Genomic DNA, 21,068 nt, shown 5'->3' with positions numbered 1-21,068 from the left:
ACTGACTCCAACTGGTCGACTCCTTCTGATCGACAGCCGAGTTGGCTACGCGCCTGAGGTGCGGGCGCGTTCGGCCAGGCGGAGCATGCGCGCGCGGGCCGACTCCAGTTCCTCGACGTCGTCGGCGGCCGGGCCCTCCTCGGTGGTGAGCTCCGTCCACAGGCCGAGGAGTTCGGTCCCCAGGTTCAGCCCTTGCAAGGGGTCGCGTACGGCACGCCAGGCCGTCGCCGCGCTCTGGACGTTGCCGTACGCGGCCTCCGCGTCCAGGGTCCGGCGGCGGATGCGGGCCAGGTCGAGGGAGGCGTGGAAGGAACGCACCGGGTCGCCTGCCAAGTAGGCGATGTACGCGGTGAGTTCGCGCAGCCGGAGCACTTCGGGGTGCTCCGGCCCCAGCGTCCCGGACGCCTCCAGCACGGTCCGCTCCGCGAGACCGGCCGCCGCGTCAATCCGGCCCGCCCGCACGGCCTCGTTGATCCGCGCCACCGGTTCCCCGAGGAGCGCGGGGACGCCGTCCTCGCCCTGGAGGGTACGAGGATCGTCCCCGACCCCGAGCACCGCCTCCGCGACGGCGTCGAAGCCGCGGGCGGGGGTGGGCTTGAGGTCACGTTCGAGGTCGGCGGCCGAGTCGGAGATGAGGTCGTGGGGGAGGAGGGGGCTGGGGGCTGGGGGCGTAGGGGTTGAGGTGGGGGTCGGCAGGGGTAGCGGGGTCGGAGCAGGGGGTGGGGGTAGGGGTGGAGTCGGGGGCGCGGTGGGGTTTGACGTGGGGGGTGAAGTGGGGGTTGCGTCCGCCGGGTTCGGCAGGTCGTCCATTGTCGGGGGCGGGCCGAACACGCCCGTCGGGGCGGTGACGGTGCCGGGGGCCGGGGTGTCGTACCGGGGTCCCGGTCGTTCCGGTACGGCCTGGAGCGTGTACGTGGGCTTGTCGCCACGCGGCTGAGCAGGCCGCTCGTCCTCGACAGGCGCGGGGACGGGAGCGGGGGCAGACGCGGGTTCGCCACTCCGTACGTCGGGCGCCGGCTCCCGTGTCACCGCCGGTGTCATCGCCGCCTGATTCATCGTCGCCGGTGTCGCCGTCGTTCGCAGGGGCTCCGCCGTGAAGTGGCTGGAGCCGTCCGGGTCCACGCGCAGGGGGACGACGTAGCCGATGCGTTCGTCGTGGACCGAGGCGAGTACCGGGTGTCCGGTGGCGAGGGCGATGCGGTGGAGGTGGCTCAGGACGGCGCGCTGGATCTCCTCGCCGTCGACCGCCGCGACCGGGACGCCGCCTATCGACGCCGCCCCGCCCCCGCGGACATGGACGTCGAGCGGTGCCACCACGGCGACCGGCCGGCCGTCGTGGTTGTGTTCCCGCTTCTTCTCACGGCTGAGTCGAGACATCGGTTCCTCACTCGGATGCGTCGTCACGATCCGGTCGTCCAAGTACGCGTACGTGTCCACGTACTGTTGAGTCTCTCCGAGCGCTCCCGGTCCGCACGTCACCACGACGTCACAGCATCGTTCCAGGAACCCACGCCCCGCTCCCGGGGCCGCCCCAGGACCAGGATCAGGGATTTCCCGGAGGGGACGGCGACGACTTGGAGGGACACGCACCATGCGGACGACGGACGGGCAACGGGGGCCGGAGATCTGGATCCGGGGGCCGGTGGCCACACCGGATCCGGTGCCGATGCCGTACGCCTCCACCGCCACGCCCCGGCGCTTCTCCTGGGTCGCCACGCACGGCGGGGCCGGCAGTTCCACGCTCGCCACGGTCTACGGCGGCCACGACTGCGGGCGCGAGTGGCCCGGCCCCGGCGCTCCCCCGTCCGTCCTGCTGGTCGCCCGTACGCATGCGGCCGGGCTGGAGTCCGTCCTGCGGACGGTGGACGTCTTCCGGTGCGGGGAGGCTCCGCGAGGGCTCGACCTGGACGCGGTGGTACTGGTCGCGGACGCACCGGGACGACTGCCCCGGCCGCTCGTCCAGCGCGTGCGGATGATCGAGTCGGTCATCGACGTGTACCGCGTCCCCTGGGTGACGGACTGGCGCCTCGGCGACCTGGGCGGCAGCCCGCCACGAGAGACGGCAGCACTGTCCCGGCTCACAAGCAGGGGGTAGTACGGGTAGCCGGCGTAGTAGAGGTAGCAGGGGTTAGTACGGGTAGTACGGGTGGGGTCCGGGATGACGCCTCTGGAGCGGCCCCGGGCCATGGAGATCGCCGCGGCCGTGCGGGCGGGCGGCTGCTGCTGGCAGTCGCCCGGACACCCCAGACCCCACGGACGCCCCAGACCCCACGGACGCCCCAGAGGCCCCAAAAGCCCCAGACACCTCACCGATAATTACTTGCGCGCTCATATAATGCAGATGCAGGATATCCCCGTACGCCGACTACTTGGGGGATCGAGCCATGACGACGCACCGCAGTTTCCTGTTCGTGCTGGGCAGCAGCCGACCGGACGGCAACACCGAGTTGCTGGCCCGCGAGGCCGCCGACCAGTTGCCCTCCGACGTCGAGCAGACGTGGATCAGCCTCGCCCGGCACCCCCTGCCCGACTTCGAGGACCTACGGCACGACAGCGACCACGTCCGCCCCACCGAGGGCAGCGCGGCACTGCTGCTCGACGCCACGCTCGCCGCGACGGACATCGTGATCGTGTCCCCGCTGTACTGGTACTCGGTCTCCGCCCAGACCAAGCGCTACCTGGACCACTGGTCGGGCTGGCTGCGCACCCCCGAGGTCGACTTCAAGGAGACGCTCGCCGGGCGCACCCTCTGGGGCGTCACCGCGCTCGCGCACGAGCAGACCGTGGTCGCCGACCCGCTCATCGGCACGTTCCACAACTCGGCCGCGTACCTGAGGATGCGCTTCGGCGGGGTGCTGCTCGGCAACGGCAGCAAGCCCGGCGACGTCCTGAAGGACTCGGAGGCGCTGACGCACGCGAAGACGTTCTTCGCGCAGGAGGCACCCCTCGCGCGCTTCGCCTACGAGACGGCCGACTTCGAGACGGTCGGCCAGGAGACGGTCGGCCAGGAGACCTCCGCCTACGAGAGGGCCGGCTAGGCCGTGACGTCCTTCGTCGTGAAGCGTGCCCAGGCCGCCGAGCCGAAGACCGCCGCGTACAGGGCCTGGAGGCCGAGGTTCTTCTGCAGGTCGTCCCAGTAGACCGGCTCGCGCATGAGGTCGGCGAAGGACAGCCAGTAGTGCGAGAAGAAGTACGGCTGAAGGGCGTGCAGTTGGGGTATCTGGTCGAGGATCTGGACCGTGATCAGCAGGCCCACGGTCGTCGCCATCGCCGCGATGCCGCTGCTCGTGAGCGTGGAGACGAACAGGCCCAGCGCGGCCACGCCTGTCAGCGACGCGGCGACGACCAGGGCGATCAGCAGTGCCCGTAGCAGGCCGTCGGCGAAGGAGATCGTCGTACCGGAGATGGTGGTGAGATCGCCGAGGGGGAACAGCAGGGCCCCGACCACCAGCGCCGAGACCGCGACGACGAGTGTCGCCACCAGGCAGAACGCCATCACGGTGGCGTACTTCGTGAGGAGGAGGCGGGTGCGGCCGGCCGGGGCGACCAGGAGGTAGCGCAGCGTGCCCGCGCTCGCCTCGCCGGCGATCGCGTCGCCCGCTATGACGCCGATCGCCATCGGCAGGAAGAACGGCAGGGTCGCGGCCAGCGCGGTGAAGACCAGGAAAAGGCCGTTGTTGGTGATCTGCGCGATGAATGCCGGACCCCCGCCCCCGCCCCCTCCTCCGCCGCCCGGTCCGGCGGACGAGTCGCCGCTCGTCTCCATCTTCACGGCGATCCCGACCAGTACCGGCACGGCCGCCAGCACGGCCAGCAGCGCGAGGGTGCGCCAGCGTCGGAAGGTGGTCAGCAGTTCGCTGCGGAGCAGCCCGAACGTCCACAACCGGCTTGCCGGAAACGTGCTTGCCCTGGACGGGCCCGCCGGCGACGGGCCCGCCGGGCGCTCGGCTTCAGCCTGCGACATCGAATCCCTCCCCCGTGAGCGCCACGAACGCGTCCTCCAGGGAGGCCCGTTCGACGGTGAAGCCGCGAACGCGGACGCCCGCTGTCACCAACGCGGCGTTCAGGTCGGCGAGATCGCGCTCCGGAGGCGGCGCCTCGGCGCTCACGTGGTCCTCGCCCGTGACGACGTCGCCCGCGCCCTGCTCCTTCAGCACCCGGGCCGCGTCCGCCGGGTCCGGGGTCGTCACGACCAGCCGGCCGCGGGTCCCCGCCGCGAGGTCCGCCACCGAGCCCTGGACGATCAGCCGGCCCTGCGCCATCACCGCCGCGTGCGTGCATACCTGCTCGATCTCGTCGAGCAGGTGCGAGGAGAGGAAGACGGTGGTGCCCTCCGCGGCCAACTCCCGGATCAGCGAACGGATTTCGCGCATGCCCTGCGGATCCAGGCCGTTGGTCGGCTCGTCGAGGACGAGCAGGCGGCGGGGCTGGAGAAGGGCGGCGGCGAGGCCCAGGCGCTGTTTCATGCCGAGCGAGTACGCCTTCGCCTTCTTGCCGGCGGCGGCCGTCAGCCCCACCCGCTCCAGCGTCGCCGCGACCCGCGCACGCCGGGTGCGCGGGTCGGCGGTCGGGTCGGCGGCGTCGTAGCGGAGCAGGTTGTCGCGGCCGGAGAGGAAGCCGTAGAGGGCGGGTCCCTCGATGAGGGCCCCGACGTGCGGCAGTACGGTGCGCGCGGCCCGCGGCATGGGTTGCCCCAGGACGCGGGCCGAGCCGGCCGTGGGTTCGATGAGCCCCATCAGCATGCGGATGGTGGTGGTCTTACCGGAGCCGTTGGGACCGAGGAAGCCGAAGACACTGCCCGCCGGGACGGTCAGGTCGAGACCGTCGACGGCGAGTTGTCCGCCGCGGAAGCGCTTGGTGAGGGCGCGGGTGTGGATGACGGTTCCGTCGTCCATGGGCTCCCGCGCCGGTTCCGCCACCGGCTCCCCCGCCTCCATCCCCGCCCCCATCCGCTCCCCGATCTCCCGAACCCTTGCCTCAACTGCCTACTTCGCCGCGTTCGCCGCCTTCACCAGGGCGTCCTTGGTGACCGCGCCGACGTAGACCTTGCCGTCGTCCGTGATCAGGGCGTTGATCAGGCGTGTGGAGAAGACGGTCCCGGAGCCGAACTTGCCGCTCACCTTGTCGCCGAGGGAGCCGAGGAAGCCGCCGATCTCTCCGCCGGCCGCGGAGCCTGAGGGCACGCCCTCGCCGCCGGTGTCGAAGGTGGCGACGGAGGTCCAGCCCTCGCCGAGGACGTTCAGACCGTCGGCGCCGCCGAAGCCCTGCGCGAAGTCGTCGCCGGACGGGTCGGAGTGCTGCGGCGTCTTCTCCGTCGCACCCTCCTTGTCCCACTTGCCGCTTCCCGCGTCGCCCTTGTCGGCCGCGTCGCCCTCGGTGACCTTCGCGCCCTTGGGGGCGGTGAAGTCGAAGGTGGAGGCGGCGGGCTTGGCGAAGCTGACCTCGGTGAAGCCGACGTCCACGACGGCGGCGCCGCCGCTCGCGGGGGTCAGCGTGAACTTCAGCGGCAGGCCCGTCTTCGCGTCCACGGCCACGCTGATCGCGCCGACCGTGGAACCGGACTGCTTCGGCTTGACCAGCAGCTTGTAGGCGTCGCGGCCGGCGACATGGACGGTGCCGTCGACGGTCACGGAGGTCGTGTCGTCGACCGCCTTCAGGGCGTCCTCGGTGAGGTCCTTGGGCGTGGCCGGAACGGGGGTCTCCGTCTCGCCCTTCTTGGAGCTCTCGTCGACGGTGGAGTGATAGACCTCGTTGGAGGCGCTGTCGTACCCCCACACGTTCTTGCCGTTGTGGATGACGCTGTACTCGGCCGCGTTCTCCAGCAGCGAGAGCTTCTGCTTGTCGGGGCCGTCGGCGGCGACGCGCAGGGTGTGCGTGCCGGAGGCGAGTTCGGTGAGCTTGGCGGACGGGTCGGCGGACGAACCGTCACCGCCCTGCTGTGCGGCGCCGGAAAGGAGACCGCTCTCCAGCCCGCCGAGGTCGGGCAGCCCGAGATCGGTGGTGATCTTCACCGTGCCGGACAACTGCTGTACGTCCGAAGCGGCGATCTTGTCGAGGAGTTGCTGCGCGGTGATCTTCGGCAGGTCGGGGTCGCCGGAGTCGGCGAGCGCGGGGACCAGCCCGATCGTCGCCGCCGCGACACCGATCACGGTGACCGGGACGACGTACCGCACGGCCTTGCGCCGCCCGGCGCGCAGATCCTTGGCCTCCCCGCCGTCGAACGTCCCGCCGTTCGGCTCCCCGCCGGTCATGGTGTCGTCGGTTGCCTTCGGTGCCATGTGTGCCTTACCTCCGTCGTCGGCGGCGGCCGGTCATACCGCTGAACGTCCCACCCCAAGCCGCCATTCTCACCCGAATCGGTGAGGAGTGATGTTTTCCGTGGTTCCCATCTGACCAAATCGCACACGGAAAAGCGTCAGACCGGGGAGCCAACTCCGTGTACGCCTGGGGTATGACACGAAGGCGGTGAGGCGGCATCCAACCCGTAGGGGTACCGACGAACGGGGGTTCCGACAAGCGGAGGTTCCGACGAGCGGGGGTTCGAACCCGTAGGGGTTTCCGGGTGGAGGGCGTTCCGGGGTGGAGGACGTTCCGGAGAAGGCGGTGGACGTTCCGGAGCGGAGGGGGTCAGCCGGCTCGGTGGACCACCGCGTCGCAGAGTTCCAGCAGCGCCGCCTTCGCGTCGCACTCCCGCAGCGGCGCCAGCGCGGACCGCGCGTCCTTCGCGTACCGCACGGTGTCGCGGCGGGCCTGCTCCAGCGCCGGGTGGGCCCGGAGCGCCTCCAGGGCCTCGGCGAGCCGGTCGTCGTCACTGAGGTCGGAGTCCAGCAGCTCGCACAGCGCGATGTCCTCGGGCAACGACAACCGCGCCGCCCGCTCCCGCAGCCGCAGCACGGGCAGCGTGGGAACGCCCTCGCGAAGGTCCGTGCCGGGCGTCTTGCCCGACTCGTGCGAGTCGGACGCGATGTCCAGGACGTCGTCCGCGAGCTGGAAGGCGACGCCCAGCCGCTCGCCGTACTGCGTCAGCACGTCGACGACCGTCTCGTCGGCGCCCGACATCATCGCCCCGAACCGGCAGGCCACCGCCACCAGCGAGCCCGTCTTGCCGGCGAGCACGTCGAGGTAGTGCTCGACCGGGTCGCGCCCGTCCGTCGGCCCGGCCGTCTCCAGGATCTGCCCGGTGACCAGCCGCTCGAACGCCTCCGCCTGCACCCGCACCGCCTCCGGCCCGAGGTCGGCCAGGATGTGGGAGGCGCGCGCGAAGAGGAAGTCACCCGTGAGGACGGCGACCGAGTTCCCCCAGCGTGCGTTGGCGCTGGGCACCCCGCGGCGCACGGCTGCCTCGTCCATCACGTCGTCGTGGTACAGAGTGGCCAGGTGGGTGAGCTCGACGACCACGGCCGACGGCACGATGCCCGGCGCGTACGGGTCACCGAACTGCGCCGCGAGGGCCACGAGCAGGGGCCGGAACCGCTTCCCGCCCGCCCGCACGAGATGCTGGGCGGCCTCCGTGATGAACGGGACCTCACTCTTGGTGGCCTCGAGCAAGCCTTCCTCGACAGCCGCCAATCCGGCCTGGACATCGGCTTCCAGAGCCTGGTCCCGCACGCTCAGCCCGAACGGCCCGACGACGGTCACGAGGGGTCTCCTGTCTGCTGGTGTCCACTGGCGATTACGCGGTTTGTCGATAGGTCTCTGCCACCACTCAAGTCAGCGTATCCGGTCACGTTTCGATCACCGATAGCCCCCACGGTTACAGGCCCGGCGGTATCGGATCACGCCCGTTATGTTTCTGATCAGTACGTATGAACAGATATTTATAGAGTTACCCAGAAGTAATGATTTATGTCGGTTACCGACACACCCAGCCCCTCGACGTTCCTTTCGGTACGAGTTCGGATTAATGTCCGATTTGCCACTCTTGCGAACGTCGGTGAGTTGGCTCACTCGCCACGGCGACCCGGCTCCGGCCCGCAACCCCGCCGATCCCCCGCATCCCCCGCAACCCCAAGCAAGTTGGCGCTTTGCGCACACAAAGGATCAAGCACCCCATAGGCCACAGACAGAGGTCAATAGGGTTGATCTGTGAATTCGCCACTTGTTCCGGACATGTGCCGTCGCATACGTTCCCGACCTGTCGGGCGGAACGCCGAATCCTGCCGCCGCCCGTCACCCTCCGAGAGAACCGCACGGCAGGAGCGGGGGAACCAGGTAAGTCGCCAAACCGGATGCTTCAGACATACCGGTACGGCTCGGGGTGAAGTCGCGTCCGTCAGGACGCGGCCGGGCAGCTCCCGCCCGAACCCGACAGCTCACCTCGCAGGCGCCGGAGAGGAACTTCGTCATGTCCGCTGTCGCTCAGCCGCGCCGCAACCGGCGTACCCGTCTCGTCCGCACGCTCACCGCCGCCGCCGCCGGCGCGGCCGTGCTCGCCCTCCCGATCATCGGAGCGACCAGCGCCTCCGCGGCGACCCCGACCGTCGCCACCGCGACCAGCCTCGGCTACGCCAACAACCTCGACGGCTGGATCCGCGCGTCCCTCCAGGTCATGGCGCAGCACGGGATCCCGGGGTCGTACAACGGCATCTACCGCAACGTCATCCGCGAGTCCTCGGGCAACCCCAACGCCATCAACCTCTGGGACTCCAACGCGGCCGCGGGCATCCCGTCCAAGGGCCTGCTCCAGGTGATCGACCCGACCTTCAACGCCTACCACGTCTCCGGCACGTCGTGGAACTCGTACGACCCGGTCGCGAACATCACCGCGGCCTGCAACTACGCGGCCGCCCGGTACGGCTCGATCGACAACGTCTTCGGCGCGTACTGACAGTCCCCCTTACGGGGCGTTGAGGTCAGTCTCTAGGGGTCCACGGGTACTACGGGTCCTAGAGGGTCCAACGGGGTCCTGCGGAAACAGTCTTTCGAGGACGACGGCCACGCCGTCGTCCTCGTTCGACGTCGTCACCTCGTCGGCCACCGCCTTGAGTTCGGGGTGGGCGTTGGCCATCGCGACTCCGCGCGCGGCCCAGTCGAACATCGGGATGTCGTTGGGCATGTCCCCGAAGGCGATGGTGTCCTCGGCCCGCAGGCCCAGGTGTTCGGCCGCCAGCGCCAGGCCCGTCGCCTTGGTGATCCCGCAGGGCTGCAACTCGACCGTGCCGGGACCCGACATGGTCACCGTGGCGAGCGAGCCGACCGCCGAGCGGGCCGTCGCCGCCAACTCGTCGTCGGACAGGGTGGGATGGCGCAGCAGCACCTTGCTGATCGGCTCGCACCACAGGTCGTCGCGCCGCTCGACGCGCAGGGCGGGCAGGGTCGGGTGCGGCATCCGGTAGCCCGGCTCGATGAGCGTCAGCCCGTCGACGCCGTCCTGGTCGACGGCCGCGTACAGCTGCCCCACCTCCGCCTCGATCTTGCCGAGCGCGGTCTCCGCCAGTTCCCGGTCCAGGGTGACCGACCACAGCAGACGGTCCGCGCCGGCGTCGTACAACTGCGCGCCCTGTCCGCACACCGCGAGCCCCCTGCTGTGCAGGCGGTCGAGCAGCGGTCGTACCCGCGGGGCCGGCCGGCCCGTCACCACGAGGTGGCGTGCGCCCGCGTGCGCCACCCGCGCGAGCGCGTCGAGCGACCGGTCGGAGAAGGTGTCGTCGCCGCGGAGCAGCGTTCCGTCCAGGTCGGTGGCGATGAGGGAGTACGGGGAGTACCGGGTGCGTGCGGCATATGCGGTGGGTGCGGCCATGATCAGAGAATACGGATCCCGCAGCCCCCGGGTTCGACGCGCACCGAACGACGACCGGGTGCTGCCCGGTTCTGCCAACTCCCCTTTAAAAGAAACGGCTTTCTGACGCATCGCCGGGTAGCGGACGGTTAAAGGCCTCTGCACCGGTTGGCAACAACATGCCACGCTACCTACCGCCACGCCCTGATGGAGCGGTACCGTCCAGGTGTCCAGGGGGGACTTGATCGGGGGGTCAGGTTGAGCAGTGGGCGCATTCGTGTGCTGAGGCCGGAAGACCTCGGCGAGGGGGAGAGGGAGCGGTGGCGCGCGCTGCGTGCCGCGTCGACGCTTCCGCGAAACCCCTTCATGGAACCGGAGTTCACCGACGCCGTGGGGCTCGTGCGGCCCCGCGCGCGGGTGGCGGTGGTGTACGAGGGGCGTGAGCCGGTCGGCTTCCTGCCCCATGAGCGGGGCCGGCTCGGCCAGGGCCAGGCCCTCGCGTACGGCGTCTCGGACGCGCAGGGCGCGGTGCTGGCCCCGGGTCTCGGGCTGAACGCCGCCGAACTGATGCGGGCGTGCTCGCTGTCGAGCTTCGCCTTCGACAACCTGGAGGCGGAACAAGGGCTGTTCGTCCCGCACGCGGCCGAGGAGTACACCTCCTATGTCATCGACGTCGAAAAGGGTTACGAGACCTACGAGTCGGTACTGCGCGCCCAGTCGCCGAAGTTCCTGAAGACGACGCTCGCCAAGGAGCGCAAGCTCGGCCGTCAGGTCGGGGAGCTGCGGTTCGTGTTCGACGAACGCGACCCGGCCGCGCTGCGCACGCTCATGGCGTGGAAGTCCGGGCAGTACCGCAGGACCGGCCGCCGGGACCGGTTCGCCCAGGAGTGGATCACCCGGCTCGTGGCGGCGCTCGCCGAGACGCGCGCGCCGGAGTGCGCCGGCACACTGTCCGTCCTGTACGCCGGTGAGCAGCCGATCGCCGCGCACTTCGGACTGCGTTCGTCGACCGTCCTGGCCTGCTGGTTCCCGTCGTACGAACCGGAGTTCGCGAAGTTCTCGCCCGGCCTGGTGCTGCATCTGCGGATGGCCGAGTCGGCCGCCGCCGAGGGCATCGGCCTGCTCGACCTGGGGCGGGGCGCGGCCGAGTACAAGGACTCGCTGAAGACAGGGGAGATCCCCGTGTACGAGGGGGCGTGGACCCGTCCGGGGGCGGGCGCCGCGCTCTACTGGCTCAGCCGCGAACCGTCCCGCCGCGCGCACCACTTCGTGCGCAACCGGCCGGGGCTCGCCGCGGCGGCCGCACGGACGCTGAAGGGCGCGGGCCGCCTGCGCCGGCCGTGACGGGATCGCCGGTCGGCACGGTCATGAGACAAGGGGGGTTCATGTTCCGCGCAAGAGCTGTGCAGCAGGAGACCGTACGGCGGGAGATACAGAGGTTCCTGGAGATCCGGCCGGTGCAGGTCGCCGAGCTCGACCTCGACCTCGAACTGGACGGGGGTCTGGACGGGAGTCTGGACGGGGGTGGCGTGCTCAGACCCGGTCCGGGCAGCCGGCCCGTCACGCACGGACCGGTGTTCGTGCTGGTCAGGCGGGGTGGGCGGCCGGTCGGGACGCTGCTCGCGCAGGTACCGGAGGGCGCCGATCCGAAGACGTTCCTGGTGGGCCTCGCCGCCCGCGGACACGCTTCGACAGGGCCCGTCCACCTGCCCGGTCCACCACCAGGCCCGGCACCAGGCCAGACGTCAGACCCGGTACCCGACCCGCCGCCCGGCCCGACGCCCGTACCGTCCACCACCGTCGTGATCGCCACCCGCGAACGCGCCGCGCTGCTCGCCCACGCCCTCGACTCGCTCCTCGCCCAGGACCACCCGGACTTCGAGATCGTCGTCGTCGACAACGCGCCCGTGACGGACGCGACCCGGGACCTCGTCGAGCACAAGTACGCCGAGCGCGTGCGGTACGTGACCGAGCCGGTGCCCGGTCTCGCCGTCGCGCACAACAGGGGCGTCGCGGTCGCGCACGGCGAGGTGATCGCCTTCACGGACGACGACGTCGTGGCGGACCCGCGCTGGCTCACGGAACTCACCGCGCCCTTCACCGCGGACCCCCGCCTCGGCTGCGCCACCGGCCTCATCCTCCCGGCCCGGCTGCGCACGCCCGCCCAGGTCCTCCTGGAGAGCCACGGCGGTTTCGCCAAGGGCTTCACGGCACGCACGTACGACCCACTGGACCCGCCCGCCGACGAGCCGCTGTTCCCCTTCACCGCGGGCCGCTTCGGCTCCGGCGCGAGCATGGCCTTCCGTACGGAGGTGCTGCGGGCGGTCGGCGGCTTCGACCCGGCGACGGGTGCGGGCACGCGCGCGCGGGGCGGCGACGACCTCTACGGGTTCGTCCGCGTCCTCGCCGAGGGCCACCGGCTGCACTACACCCCGCACGCGCTGGTCTGGCACCACCACCGGGAGACCTGGCAGGACCTGGAGACCCAGGCGTACGGCTACGGCGCCGGCCTCACCGCCTACCTCACCGCGATCCTCGTCAACCGCCCCGGCCTGCTGCCCGCGTTCCTGGCCCGACTGCCCAGGGGACTGGCGTACGCGCGAAGGCTGACGGCGAGTCGGGAAGCGGAGGCCCGAGGCGTGGGGGCGGGAGCCGGGGCGGAGGCGCGTGCGGGGGGCGCGCCCGGCGGGCACGACGACCGGGCGCACGCCTGGCCCGGGCGGCTGTCCCGGCTCCAGCGGCGCGGCATGCTCTATGGGCCGGTGGGGTATTTGCGCGCCCGGCGCGCGCTGCGACTGCGGCCGGCGCAGCAGGAACGGGGGACGGCGCGATGACGGCGTCCGCGCACAGAGAGAACAGGGGGGATGGAGGGGACAGGAGGGACCGAGGGGACAGCATCCCGGTGTTCCTGTACCACGCCGTGATGGAGGATCCGCCGGACTGGATCGCCGAGTTCACCGTCAGTCCGAAGCAGTTCGGCGAGCATCTGGACGCCGTCGTCGACAGCGGACGCACGCCCGTCACGATCAGCGCGCTCGCCGACCACCTCGCGGGGCGGGCGCCGTTGCCGTCCCGGCCGGTGCTGCTCACCTTCGACGACGGTTTCGCCGACCTGCCGGGTGCGACCGCCGAGGCGCTGGCCGGGCGCGGGCTGTCCGCCACCGCCTATCTCACGACCGGCGCCATCGCCCCGGGCGGGCGCAGTCTGCTGCCGCCCGCGCCGATGATGACGTTGCAGCAGGCGGCGCGGCTGGAGCAGTACGGCATGGAGATCGGCAGCCACACGGTCACCCACGCGCAGTTGGACACCCTCGCGCCCCGGGCGCTCGCGCACGAACTGCGGGCGTCCCGCTCGGTGTTGGAGGACGCCCTCGGCCACCTCGTCCGCCACCTCGCCTATCCGCACGGCTACAACAGCGGTCGGGTACGGCGGATGGCGGCCGCCGCGGGCTACGAGACGGCCACCGCCGTGCGGCACGCGCTGAGTTCGGACCGCGACGAGCGCTACCGCATCGCCCGGCTCATCGTGCGCCGCAGCCACACCGTCGCCGACGTCGAGGGCTGGCTGACGGGTTCCGGCGCCCGGATCGCCCCGTATCGCGACGGGCCGAGGACGGTCGGCTGGCGGTGGTACCGCCACGCCCGCGCCGTCGTCCGGGGGCCGCTCTTCGCCGGCTGAGCCCGAGGGCGAGGGCGAGGGCAGAGGCCAGGGGCGACGAGGTGTGGCCGTCACGGAGGAGGCTTTGACGATTTTGGTGTGAAAAGGCGACGAAATTCCTATAGTTGACCTGGGGGAGGGGAGCTTCAGCGTGCAGCAGCATGTGCCTGTACCGACCACCGAGAGCAGCGAGCTACCCGCCCCTGCGCCGCCGACCACCGGCGGTGAACGACGCAGACCGTGGCGGATCCCGCGCCGCCCGCCGGACGCCGCCCTGCTGACGCTGCTGCTCGCCGCCGGGCTGTGGGTGTACGCGCTGCCCCGCATCGGCTTCCGGGAGATGGGCGACTACGGCCTGCTGGACCGGCTCCCGGCCGCCTACTACCTGTCGTTGCTGGTCCTCACCGCGGGCTTCGTCCTCAGTCTGCGGCGCGCGGGCACGGCGCCCTGGTGGCCTGCCGCGCACTGTGCCGCGCTGCTGTTCGCGCTCAAGGCGCCCCCGGCGGTGCTGTACGACGCGGTGCGCTACCCGTGGGCCTCCAAGCACGACGCCATCGTCAACACGCTGCTCGCCAACGGTGAGTTGCGGCCGGGTGCGGCGTTGTCGGGCAACATGTCGGCGTACGACCAGTGGCCGGGCTTCTTCACGCTCAACGCGGGCCTGGTGCGCGCGTTCGGCGTGGAGAGCGCCGCCGCGTACGCCAACTGGGCGCCCATCGTCGTCGGCCTGCTCATGATCCCGGTGCTCGTCCTGATCTACCGCACCTTCTGCGAGGACTGGCGGCTGATCTGGACCGCCGTGTGGATCTTCCAGCTCGCCAACTGGGTGGGCCAGGACTACTTCGCCCCGCAGGCACTCGCGTACCTGCTGCATCTGACGGTGCTCGCGGTGGTGCTGCGGCACTTCGTGCGGCCCGGCTCGGCAGGGCGGCTACGGGACCGCACCTACCTCGACCCCGTGGCCGCCCCCGTCCCGCCGCCGACGGGCAGCAGGCAGCGCGCGGTCTGCGTGGTGATCCTGGCCCCGCTGATCGCCGCCGTCAACGCCACGCACCAGCTCACCCCGGTGATGCTCACCATCTGTCTGCTCGCGCTCAGTTTCACGCGCCGCTACCGCAACTACGGGCTGCTGGTCGTCGCCGCGCTGCTGATGCTCACCTGGGACCTGACCATGGGGCGGCCGCTGTTCGTCGAGACGCTCGCCACCATCAGGAAGTCGATCGGCGAACTGACCGAGAACTCGCGCGCGGGCTACGCGGGACAGCTCACCGGACCCGGTCCCGAACTCGCGGGAACCGCCAACGTGGCGATGGTGCTGGCGATCGCCGTCCTCGCCGGGACCGCCGTCGTGCTGCGGCGCCGGCTGACCCGCAGCGCGCTGCCGCTGCTGCTGGTGTCCGTCGCCCCGGTGCCGCTGTTCGCCGTCAACGACTACGGCGGCGAGATGCTCTTCCGCGTCTACCTGTTCGCCCTGCCCGGCGCGGCCTTCTTCGCCGCCGCCGCGCTCGTGCCGGCCGTCGCGGGGACCCACCGCAGCAGGGCGAGGGTGCTACGGCGCCGGGCCGCGGCCGTCGCCCTGCCGGCCGTTCTGCTGGTGCTGCTGGCCGGCTTCCTGCCGTCGTACTACGGCAAGGAGCAGATGTTCTACACGCCGCCCCAGGAGACCGCGCTGGTCACCAGGGCCCTCGACGCGGCGCCCGACGGTTCGCTGATCCTCGCCACCACCGGTTCCTTCCCGCAGGCGCTCCGCCACTACGACCGCCTCGAACACTGGTTCTTCGCCGAACAGGCACTGCCCGAGAACGAGAAGATGCTGAAGGACCCCGCCGCCTACCTCGCCGCCGGAATCACGCCGGGCACGAAGGCGTACGTCGTCCTCACCCGCACCCAGGACATCTACGCCACCGGCGAGGGCCTGCTGCCCGCCGACGGCTTCGAGACCCTGCGGTCGAAACTGACCGCCTCACCCCTCTTCCGGACCGTCGAAAGCCACCCTTACGGCGTCGTCCTGGAGTACCGCCCGGCCGCCCGATGATCGATGACCGACCACAAGGTGCCCGATGACCGACCACGAAGCGACCGAACCGACGAACACCACCGCCGAGGCATACCGGGCCGACCGGGCCAACCATGCCGACCGGGCCGACCAGTCCAAGGGCACCGGGATCGCCTCGACTCACCTCAGAGCCCGCAGAGTGCTCAGAGTCCGCAGAGTCCGCAGAGTGCTCGTCGCGGTCTCGGGCTGGCTGGCACTGGCCGCCACCACCGTGCCCGGCCCCGCTCCGCTGCGCTGGATCCCGGTACTGCTCTTCGTCCTGTTCGGCCCGGGCTGCGCGGCGCTGTATCCGCAGCCGGGCGCGCTGGCCGCCGGCGCCCGGCTGGAGGCCGTCGCGCTCGCCGCGCCCATCAGCCTCTCGCTCGGCGTGCTCACCGCCACCTCGCTGTTCCTGGTGAAGGGCTTCTCGATGACCGTCTTCCTCGTCTCACTCGCCGGTTTCACGACGATCACCGCGGCCCTGCCGGGCCTGCCCCTGCCCGCCGCACGACGCGGCGCCCTCGAACGCACCAAGCCCAAACGCAGGCCCTCCGCCGGCAGCACCACATGACGGGACGCCACCGCTTCCGGAACAGGACCTGGACCCAGAACCGGAACCGGGACGGGCTGCGCGGGCCACACGAGCCGTCGAAGCCGGGCGGCGGGACGGACACGGGGAGCCGTCCCGTGAGGCGCGATAAGGGCGATGCGAGTGGTACGGGCGATACAGGCGATACGGGGAACGGCACGGGGGTTTCCATGCGTGGCGGTAAGGGGAACGGCGGCACTGGCCGTGCCATGACTGACGACGTGGAGGGCGATACGGGCAGCGGCACAGGGAGTGGCGCCACGGGTGGTCGTGCCACAGGGGGCGCTGCCACGGGGGGCGGCATGAAGGGCGACGGCGACGTGCGGGACAGGACGAGGGGTGTAAGGCGGCGCTCCTGCACGGCTGTCGTACTCGTGGCGGTGGCCGCGTTGCTCGCCGGGATCGGCATCTGGGCCGGCCGCTCCGAGGACCCGGAGTCCGCCACGGACGCCCTGCCCGACAACGCCGCCTCGGGCGAGCTGCCCACCGGTCCCTGCGCCCCGACCGGCTCGCTGGTTCCGCCCTGCGGCGCCTGGTGGGGCGCCGCCGTGCCGTACGCAGGGAACGGCTCGCTCAAGGACGCCGTCCTCGGCTTCGAGAAGCGGATCGGCCGCAGGCTCGACCTCGTCTACAACTACCACGACATGTCCGGCACCGAGCTCGACGGAGAACTGCTCACCCCCGACGAAGTAGACCTCGGCAAGGACCGGCTGCTCATGCTGGCCTGGGAGTCCACCGTCTGGACCGAGCCGCACCACGAGAACTGGACGGAGACCCAGCTCGGCTGGAAGAACATCGCCTCCGGAAAACTCGACGAGAAGATCCTCGATCCGCAGATCCGGCGTATCAAGGCCTACGGGAAACGTGTCTTCCTCTCCTTCGACCAGGAGACCGACGCCCGCATCAAGGAAGGCGCCGGCACCCCGAAGGAGTTCATCGCGGCGTACCGCCACCTTCGCGACCGGTTCCGGAAACTGGGCGCCGACAACGTCGTGTGGGTGTGGACCGTCTCCGGCTACCTCGGCAGCGCGGCCGACATGAAGGCGCTCTACCCCGGGGACGCGTACGTCGACTGGATCGCCATGGACCAGTACAACTACTACGAGTGCCACGACACCACCGACTGGAAGGACTTCCTGCGCAGCCAGCGGCCCAGCTACGAGTGGCTGCGCGCGAACATCACCGACGACAAGCCCGTGATGCTCGCGGAGTTCGCCACCGCGCCCGACGCCGGTGCCCCGCAGCGCCAGCGCGACTGGTACACCCAGATCCCCGCCGCCGTGAAGCAGCTCCCCGACGTGAAGGCGCTGGTGCACTGGAACCGGCCGACCTCCGACCAGGCAGCGTGCGATCTGACCGTCAACGCGGGCCCGGGTCTCGACGGTTACCGCGAGGCGGGGAAGAACGGCTACTTCCACCAGCCCGTCCCGCCTCGCTGACAGTTCGCCGCCGGTCCTGCGCCCGTCTCTCCTTCCCGCAGAGCCGCAGCGACAGGGTGGCGAGGGCGAGCACGAGAACGAGGACGCCGAACAGGGGCAGCGCCGTCGGCGCGAGCTCCTGCCGCCACACCCAGTCGCCCAGCGCGACGAGGTACAGGACCCCCCAGCGCCCCGGCCACGTCAGCCGCCGGCCCGCGCGCGCCAGCAGCAGCCACAGCGGTATGAGACACAGGAGCTGCCCGGCCGGCGGCGCCCACCGCAACAGCGGCTCGGGCCCGTCGAGCCCCACCCCGTCCGCGAGGAAACGGGCTGCTTTCCCGTACAACGCCCCACCGACCGGCGTCGGTTCCCAGCCGAAGGCGACGGGTACGGCGTACAGGGCGAGCAGCGCGGACCCCAGCGCAGCCCCCGGCAACCACGCGTCTCTCGCGGCGCGCAACGTCACCGCCCCGACGAACACCACGAGCACGAGCCCCCCGGCGACGAGCGCCGTGAGCGGCAGCGCCGCCAGCAACTGACGCCCGGTCAGCACATCGGCCGACGGCCCGTCGGACCACGGCAGCTCGCGCAACGCCGCCCAGAACACCGCGGTCCCCACACCGAGCAGACCCCACAGGACGCCCCCGACCCACCGCCCCCGTGCCCGTGCCCGGGCGGACGAGGACCGCACCGCCGCACCACTCCGAGCCGCGTCCTCCTCGTGGGCCACGCTCTCCTCGTCGGCCACCGCATCCCGTCCACCGCCCCCGTGCGGCCGCACGATCAGCGCGAGCGTGTCCGCCTGCAACGCCTCACGTTCGTACCCGGGACGCCCTATGAACAGGGTGACCGTGTCCTCGTCGATGCCCTCCCGCTCGTACGCCGCCCGGCGCGCCCAGTTCGTGCCGTACCCGGCGGTGGCGTTCAGCCGCGCCCAGCGCGTGCCGTAGGCCGGGGCGACGGCGGACCGTCCTGCGGGCAGGCGGTCGTTGCGGCGCAACGCGGAGCGCAGGCCGACGGCGGAGACGGCGGCGATCAGGGTCATGCTGAGCAGCACCGCCCAGCCCGCGCCCGCGATCCCGGCCGGGGCGAACAGCACGGCCGCGGCGCCCAGCACGAGCGTGCACATGGCGCCCTGGAGCGCGGCGAGCACCCCGGTACGGCCCTGCACCCGCAGCACCCCGATGTACAGCTCGACCACGACCCTGGGCAGCGCCCCCGCGGCCAGCAGCCGCAGCACGGTGGTGCCGTGCTCGGCGTAGTCCTCGTTGAACGGCAGCAGGATCTGCGGGGCGAACAGCACCAGCACGAGCACCACCGGCACCAGCAGCAGCGCCATCCGGCGCAGCGCCCCGCGTACTCCGTCGGCGAGCCGGCGCGGGTCGTGCGAGGCGTGCGCGGTGAGGGAGGAGGCCATGTTGATGGCCATGAACTCCATCGTGCCGCCGACGGTGTACGCCACGTAGAAGTAGCCGTTCTCCGCCGCGCTGAAGCGGACCGCGACCATCACCGGCAGCAGGTTGATCATCGCCAGGCTGAACAGCGCGCCCAGCGAGTCCCCGGCCAGGAAGCGGCCCATCTCCCGCAGCGCGGGGGGCTCCAGGTCGCGGTCGGCGGCGGCCTGGCGCGGGATCAGCCTGCGGAAGATCAACCAGCCCAGCGGCAGGGTCGAGAACGCGATCGCGACGGCCCAGGACACGAAGATGCCGAGCACCGGCAGCGCGGTCGCGACGACGACCAGCAGGATCAGCTTGCCCACCGAGAACACCGCGTTGCCGAGGGGCACCCACCCCGATCTGCGCAGCCCGGTGAGCACCCCGTCCTGGAGGGTGAGCAGGGCCCACGCCACACACGCGACGACGAACACCGCCCCCGCGGCCGTCGTGCCGAGCGGTGCGTACGTCGCCCCCCACAGATCGAGGGTGAGCAGGAAGACGAACGCGGCGACGGCCACGACCACCGAACTGGCCGCGTACGCCCGCCACACCAGCGAGCCCGTGGCCCGTCCCGCGCGCGGCACGAAGCGGACGACGGCGCCGATCATCGTCGTCGCCGTGACGCTGGCGAGCAGCCGCATCGCCGCGATCGCGGCCGAGCCCTGCCCGACGGCCTCCTCCGAGTAGTAGCGCGCGGCCACCAGCCAGAAGCCCAGTCCCAGCACGGCGGAGACGCCCGTGCTGAGCATCAGGAAGTAGGCGTTCCGGAACAGGGAGTCGGAGCCTCGGCCGCTGCCGGCCGGCGCCGGGCCTGCCGCCTCCGTCCCGGCGGACGGCGCCGAGGGCTCGGGTACCTGGATCTCGGCCTGGGTCTCAGCCACGGGTCGGCTCCAGCCCTCCCGGCACCTCGGCCGGCCGTACGCCGGATTCCTGGAGCACCTCGACGACCTGCCGGGCCCGCAGCGGATCCACGGGCAGCGCGTGCCGGGCGAACCAGCGCGCCCCTGCGGGATCGGGCGACGGGTCGGTGAAGGCGGCACCCGCGTAGTCGTCCAGCGGCGGGTCATAGAGGTACCCGACGACGATGCCCCGCCGGGCGAGCGCCGCCCTCGCGGCCTCCCGGTCGGCGACGAACAAGGGGACCCGGAACAGGGGTTGGACGTGGTCGGCGCGGTCGGCGCGGGGTGCCGCGGGCTGCGCCCAGCGTGTGGACAGCAGCAGTTCCGTGCCCGCCCGGCAGGCGGTCAGCACCTCGTCCAGGCGGTCGAGCCGGCGGCCGATACGGCCCGCTCTCAGCGGTCCCGAACGCAGCCGGTAGTCGTGCATGTCGACGCGGACCCAGGAGTCGTGCGCGGCGAGGTCCGGCGCCGCGTCGACGGCACGGGCCAGCTCGGCCGGCCGCAGCGGCATCCGGATCTCCTCCCGCTCCATCAGCCCGAGCAGCCGCATGGTGGCCCAGGCCGCCCGCCGCAGCCGCAGCCCCCGCACGGCCGCTTCCGCGAACGGCCGGACGGTGTAGGCGAGTTCCGCCGTGAACCGCCCCGGCAGCAGCAGGTCCTCGCAGGTCTTCTCCAGGGCCTCGCGCAGCCCCGGGTCGGCGCAGGCCAGGAAACCGCCGGCCTTGGCGCCGACATGCTTGGACAGGCTGAAGACCGAGGCGTCGCCCCAGGCCCCGACCGGCCGGCCGCCCACCTCGCTGCCGATCGCGTGCGCCCCGTCCTCGAACAACGGGATGCCCAGCGTGTCGCACTTCTCCCGCAGGCGCGGAGTGTCGTCCGGGTTGCCGTACAGATTGGTCGTGAGCACGCCAGACAGCGAGCCCCACACCTCGTCGGGCACAGCGTCGACGTCGATCGACGCGTCCAGCGGGTTCAACGGCGCCTGCACCGGTCTCAGTCCGGCCGCGAGCACGACGAAGAAGATCACGTCGTCGTTGACCGGCGACATCAGCACGCGTCCGCCGGGCGGGCACCAGTGGCGCAAGGCCACGAACAGCCCGAATCTGCACGACGGCACGTACACGCATTCCCGGCCGAGTCTGTCGCGCATCGTCGCTTCCAGCCGCTTCGGCCGTGAGCCACGCCGCGCCGACCCGAGACCGGCCTCCCCTATGGCCATTCGCCCCCCAGGTGTGCCAGGCGAAAGCCCCCTCCCCGAGGCCTTCCAGCACCCGTTCAGAGTGTCCCCTTTCGCACCGCTCCGTCAAGATTGCGG

Annotated in this window: 17 protein-coding genes and 1 riboswitch; of the genes, 9 read left to right on the top strand and 8 right to left on the bottom strand. The window is 71.6% G+C overall.

The annotated features are described in order from the left end of the window. Positions 1–45: 45 nt before the first annotated feature. On the bottom strand, positions 46–1,377 hold the full coding sequence (locus OG352_RS25825) for a tetratricopeptide repeat protein (protein ID WP_329220132.1): 1,332 nt from the start codon (positions 1,375–1,377) through the stop codon (positions 46–48). Positions 1,378–1,591: 214 nt separating this feature from the next. Between OG352_RS25825 and OG352_RS25820 the strand changes: the two genes are divergently transcribed. Beyond that, positions 1,592–2,095: a DUF6668 family protein gene (locus tag OG352_RS25820; RefSeq protein WP_329220131.1), complete on the top strand. Its 504-nt coding sequence runs from the start codon at positions 1,592–1,594 to the stop codon at positions 2,093–2,095. A gap of 289 nt (positions 2,096–2,384) precedes the next feature. Beyond that, on the top strand, positions 2,385–3,038 hold the full coding sequence (locus OG352_RS25815) for a flavodoxin family protein (protein ID WP_329220129.1): 654 nt from the start codon (positions 2,385–2,387) through the stop codon (positions 3,036–3,038). Here OG352_RS25815 and OG352_RS25810 read toward each other — a convergent pair. The 4 genes from OG352_RS25810 to OG352_RS25795 form a co-directional block, all read right to left on the bottom strand. Continuing rightward, positions 3,035–3,964, bottom strand: a complete 930-nt coding sequence (locus OG352_RS25810) for an ABC transporter permease (protein WP_329220127.1) — start codon at positions 3,962–3,964, stop codon at positions 3,035–3,037. The two genes, OG352_RS25815 and OG352_RS25810, sit on opposite strands and share 4 nt — an antisense overlap. Continuing rightward, positions 3,951–4,895: an ATP-binding cassette domain-containing protein gene (locus OG352_RS25805; RefSeq protein WP_443072337.1), complete on the bottom strand. Its 945-nt coding sequence runs from the start codon at positions 4,893–4,895 to the stop codon at positions 3,951–3,953. Before OG352_RS25805 ends, OG352_RS25810 begins: the two co-directional genes overlap by 14 nt. A gap of 90 nt (positions 4,896–4,985) precedes the next feature. Continuing rightward, positions 4,986–6,278: a LolA family protein gene (locus OG352_RS25800; RefSeq protein ID WP_329220126.1), complete on the bottom strand. Its 1,293-nt coding sequence runs from the start codon at positions 6,276–6,278 to the stop codon at positions 4,986–4,988. Between the two features lie 349 nt (positions 6,279–6,627). Then, the gene (locus OG352_RS25795; protein ID WP_329220125.1) at positions 6,628–7,638 is read right to left on the bottom strand and encodes a polyprenyl synthetase family protein; all 1,011 of its coding nucleotides are present in this window, start codon (positions 7,636–7,638) and stop codon (positions 6,628–6,630) included. Between the two features lie 499 nt (positions 7,639–8,137). Beyond that, positions 8,138–8,341, top strand: a riboswitch (cyclic di-AMP (ydaO/yuaA leader). 3 nt (positions 8,342–8,344) lie between these two features. Between OG352_RS25795 and OG352_RS25790 the strand changes: the two genes are divergently transcribed. Continuing rightward, positions 8,345–8,827, top strand: coding sequence for a transglycosylase SLT domain-containing protein (locus OG352_RS25790; RefSeq protein ID WP_329220124.1), 483 nt, complete (start codon positions 8,345–8,347; stop codon positions 8,825–8,827). A 9-nt stretch (positions 8,828–8,836) separates the two neighbouring features. Here the strand turns inward: OG352_RS25790 and OG352_RS25785 are convergent, their stop codons facing one another. Next, positions 8,837–9,739 carry an HAD family hydrolase gene (locus OG352_RS25785; protein ID WP_329220123.1) on the bottom strand — a complete coding sequence of 301 codons (903 nt, stop codon included), beginning with the start codon at positions 9,737–9,739 and terminating at the stop codon, positions 8,837–8,839. Between the two features lie 258 nt (positions 9,740–9,997). On the opposite strand from OG352_RS25785, the gene OG352_RS25780 reads away from it, so the two are divergent. The 6 genes from OG352_RS25780 to OG352_RS25755 all read left to right on the top strand — a co-directional run bounded on the left by OG352_RS25780 (position 9,998) and on the right by OG352_RS25755 (position 17,439). Continuing rightward, complete coding sequence (locus tag OG352_RS25780) at positions 9,998–11,062, top strand: GNAT family N-acetyltransferase (RefSeq protein WP_329220121.1); 1,065 nt, start codon at positions 9,998–10,000, stop codon at positions 11,060–11,062. 41 nt (positions 11,063–11,103) lie between these two features. Further along, the gene (locus OG352_RS25775) at positions 11,104–12,552 is read left to right on the top strand and encodes a glycosyltransferase (protein ID WP_329220120.1); all 1,449 of its coding nucleotides are present in this window, start codon (positions 11,104–11,106) and stop codon (positions 12,550–12,552) included. A gap of 68 nt (positions 12,553–12,620) precedes the next feature. Then, positions 12,621–13,397, top strand: coding sequence for a polysaccharide deacetylase family protein (locus tag OG352_RS25770; protein WP_329220119.1), 777 nt, complete (start codon positions 12,621–12,623; stop codon positions 13,395–13,397). Between the two features lie 130 nt (positions 13,398–13,527). After that, the gene (locus OG352_RS25765) at positions 13,528–15,411 is read left to right on the top strand and encodes a hypothetical protein (protein WP_329220118.1); all 1,884 of its coding nucleotides are present in this window, start codon (positions 13,528–13,530) and stop codon (positions 15,409–15,411) included. Between the two features lie 25 nt (positions 15,412–15,436). Continuing rightward, positions 15,437–15,982 carry a hypothetical protein gene (locus tag OG352_RS25760; protein ID WP_329220116.1) on the top strand — a complete coding sequence of 182 codons (546 nt, stop codon included), beginning with the start codon at positions 15,437–15,439 and terminating at the stop codon, positions 15,980–15,982. A 320-nt stretch (positions 15,983–16,302) separates the two neighbouring features. Beyond that, entirely contained in the window at positions 16,303–17,439 is a 1,137-nt protein-coding gene (locus tag OG352_RS25755) for a glycoside hydrolase family 26 protein (RefSeq protein ID WP_329220114.1), read from the top strand. On the opposite strand, the gene OG352_RS25750 is transcribed toward OG352_RS25755, so the two are convergent. After that, a complete protein-coding gene (locus OG352_RS25750; protein ID WP_329220113.1) occupies positions 17,360–19,735 on the bottom strand; it encodes a lipopolysaccharide biosynthesis protein in 2,376 nt (791 codons plus the stop codon). The genes OG352_RS25755 and OG352_RS25750 overlap by 80 nt on opposite strands. Next, positions 19,728–20,972 (bottom strand): DegT/DnrJ/EryC1/StrS family aminotransferase, encoded by a 1,245-nt coding sequence (locus tag OG352_RS25745; RefSeq protein ID WP_329220112.1) that lies wholly within the window; start codon positions 20,970–20,972, stop codon positions 19,728–19,730. Before OG352_RS25745 ends, OG352_RS25750 begins: the two co-directional genes overlap by 8 nt. Positions 20,973–21,068: the final 96 nt, after the last annotated feature.

Origin of the sequence: Streptomyces sp. NBC_01485 (genome assembly GCF_036227125.1) — a bacterium.
Classification (GTDB): Bacteria; Actinomycetota; Actinomycetes; order Streptomycetales; family Streptomycetaceae; genus Streptomyces.
Note: the sequence above shows the minus strand (reverse complement) of the source record. Positions and strands in the feature narration are given on the sequence as shown.

Coding starts and splice junctions, on each gene's coding strand:
- OG352_RS25775 (WP_329220120.1), top strand. CDS start 11,104: ATGTTCCGCGCAAGAGCTGTGCAGCAGGAGACCGTACGGCGGGAGATA.
- OG352_RS25745 (WP_329220112.1), bottom strand. CDS start 20,972: ATGGCCATAGGGGAGGCCGGTCTCGGGTCGGCGCGGCGTGGCTCACGG.
- OG352_RS25755 (WP_329220114.1), top strand. CDS start 16,303: ATGAAGGGCGACGGCGACGTGCGGGACAGGACGAGGGGTGTAAGGCGG.
- OG352_RS25800 (WP_329220126.1), bottom strand. CDS start 6,278: ATGGCACCGAAGGCAACCGACGACACCATGACCGGCGGGGAGCCGAAC.
- OG352_RS25760 (WP_329220116.1), top strand. CDS start 15,437: ATGACCGACCACGAAGCGACCGAACCGACGAACACCACCGCCGAGGCA.
- OG352_RS25815 (WP_329220129.1), top strand. CDS start 2,385: ATGACGACGCACCGCAGTTTCCTGTTCGTGCTGGGCAGCAGCCGACCG.
- OG352_RS25820 (WP_329220131.1), top strand. CDS start 1,592: ATGCGGACGACGGACGGGCAACGGGGGCCGGAGATCTGGATCCGGGGG.
- OG352_RS25805 (WP_443072337.1), bottom strand. CDS start 4,895: ATGGACGACGGAACCGTCATCCACACCCGCGCCCTCACCAAGCGCTTC.
- OG352_RS25825 (WP_329220132.1), bottom strand. CDS start 1,377: ATGTCTCGACTCAGCCGTGAGAAGAAGCGGGAACACAACCACGACGGC.
- OG352_RS25810 (WP_329220127.1), bottom strand. CDS start 3,964: ATGTCGCAGGCTGAAGCCGAGCGCCCGGCGGGCCCGTCGCCGGCGGGC.
- OG352_RS25790 (WP_329220124.1), top strand. CDS start 8,345: ATGTCCGCTGTCGCTCAGCCGCGCCGCAACCGGCGTACCCGTCTCGTC.
- OG352_RS25785 (WP_329220123.1), bottom strand. CDS start 9,739: ATGGCCGCACCCACCGCATATGCCGCACGCACCCGGTACTCCCCGTAC.